The organism is Zhongshania sp. (assembly GCF_041623545.1).
Taxonomy (GTDB): domain Bacteria; phylum Pseudomonadota; class Gammaproteobacteria; order Pseudomonadales; family Spongiibacteraceae; genus Spongiibacter.
This window is the reverse complement of record NZ_JBFJWS010000433.1, coordinates 1-1,884: the sequence shown is the minus strand read 5'-3', so window position 1 is coordinate 1,884 and position 1,884 is coordinate 1. Positions and strand designations below refer to the sequence as shown.

The 1,884-nt window shown below is 52.3% G+C and carries 3 protein-coding genes; all 3 read right to left on the bottom strand.

Annotated elements, in window-relative coordinates; genetic code table 11:
• Window positions 1-698, bottom strand: a 698-nt coding sequence (gene minD / locus ABYT30_RS18920; RefSeq protein ID WP_373098088.1) for a septum site-determining protein MinD, incomplete at its 3' end; no start/stop codon positions are given.
• Window positions 699-741: 43 nt separating this feature from the next.
• Entirely contained in the window at window positions 742-1,557 is an 816-nt protein-coding gene (gene minC, locus ABYT30_RS18915) for a septum site-determining protein MinC (protein WP_373079137.1), read from the bottom strand.
• A 198-nt stretch (window positions 1,558-1,755) separates the two neighbouring features.
• Window positions 1,756-1,875: a hypothetical protein gene (locus ABYT30_RS18910; protein WP_373098089.1), complete on the bottom strand. Its 120-nt coding sequence runs from the start codon at window positions 1,873-1,875 to the stop codon at window positions 1,756-1,758.
• Window positions 1,876-1,884: the final 9 nt, after the last annotated feature.

Here is a 1,884-nt window from a genome sequence, read left to right as displayed (position 1 = left end):
GGGCTCTCAGTATCATGAATCACTGGTATACCTTGGTTAGAGGCTTTGAGTACGGTTTCCGACTCGGGAATAACCCCCAGTAATTTGGTGGCCAGAATTTCTTCTACGTCTTTAACGCCTAGCATCTCACCTTTTTCAACGCGCTCGGGGTTATAGCGGGTTAGCAGTAGGCATTCTTCAACGCGCTGGCCTTGCTCGGCGCGGCGTGATTTGCTCTGCAATATACCCAATATGCGGTCTGAATCGCGTACCGAGGAGACTTCAGGGTTGGCGACAACAATGGCCATATCGGCAAAGTACATGGCCATAAAGGCGCCGTGCTCAATACCGGCTGGGGAATCGCAAATAATATATTCAAAGCCGTCGTCGGCGAGTTCCTTTAATACCCGCTCAACACCTTCAATAGTCAGTGCGTCTTTGTCGCGGGTTTGCGAAGCCGGCAAAATATAGAGGTTCTCGGCGCGCTTGTCTTTGATCAAGGCTTGGCGCAATTTGGCTTCGCCATTGATCACATTGACAAAGTCGTACACCACGCGGCGCTCGCAATTCATAATGATGTCGAGGTTGCGCAGGCCAATATCAAAATCGATTACGGCGGTTTTATGGCCGCGCATGGCAATGCCGCTGCTGATTGCAGCGCTGGTTGTGGTTTTACCCACACCGCCTTTTCCTGAGGTAACTACTATTATCTTGGCCAAGGGTCTAATCCTTTTAAGGGCATGATGAGTGTGTGATTAGGCATTAAACGAGCGGTGTAATACACAGCGACTGCTCGTCTCGTCCGATTTGGACCGCGCTTTTCCAGTGTTCACTGCGCAAATCTTCGTCAACCTTGAAGGTGCCGGCAATGGAAACCAGCTCAGCTTCGAGGCTTTGACAGAAAATTCGCGCGCTGAGGTCGCCTTTTACGCCGGCGAGGGCGCGGCCACGTAAGGCGCCGTAAACATGTATATTGCCGTCGGCCAGTACCTCTGCACCGGCTGATACCGCGGCCATAATGATTAGGTCGCCACCTGGGGCGTAAACCTGTTGGCCAGAGCGGATTGGCGTGGTGATGATTTTACTGGGGTTGCGATTGATTTCAACGTGATTAGAGGGGCTTAGCTCTAATTGGGCAGACGCTGGTGCCTCAGGCTCACTTTGCTTGGCTTCTGGCGCCTCGCTGTTCTCGGTCTCGGCTTCTATTTGCGGCTCTGGTGCTGGTTTGACCCGCGTCGCGGGCATTATCGCTAAGTTAAGTGCCTGCGCCTGTTCGGCTAAACCCTCGACACCACTGCGCAGCGCTACCGGCAATAAACCTTGGTCTCGGCATAGGGCCAGAATATCGGCCAAGGGTAGGGCGCTTACATCGCCGATAAAATCATCAAAGCTGAGTACAACAGGGGTTTGCTTGAAAAAGGCTGGTGCGCTTGCGGCTTTGTCGGCGAGTTGCTGTGCAAAATCCGCCGGGTCAAACCGGCTGATTTCCAATAGTGTGAGGGGGAATAGGCCGCCCTTCAAACGGAAGGTAGCGGTGACGGCTGAGTTATCGCTGGCGTTTGACTTTATAAGTGGCAATCTGCTTTCCTAGGTGTGGCTAAATCTCCAGCGCGCGATGAAACGCGGCTTGAGATAGGTTTTAAGTATTCAAGATTTCAGCCCCTTAGAGTAAGGCATCGCCACGATTGTTCAACTGTTTTTATAGGATTAGCGCCGACTAGTCGGTACTTCGCTGATTTTAGTGCGAATTCAGTTTGTGAACAGGCTGAAAAGCGCCTAGGCGAGGGCCCACTCTCGCAATAAATTGTGATACAGCGCCGACAGCCGCTTCACTTCCTCATCGTCGTTTCCGAGTTTTTGGGTCAATGCTTGAATACTCTGGTCCAGTTCAAACAGCTGCTGCCG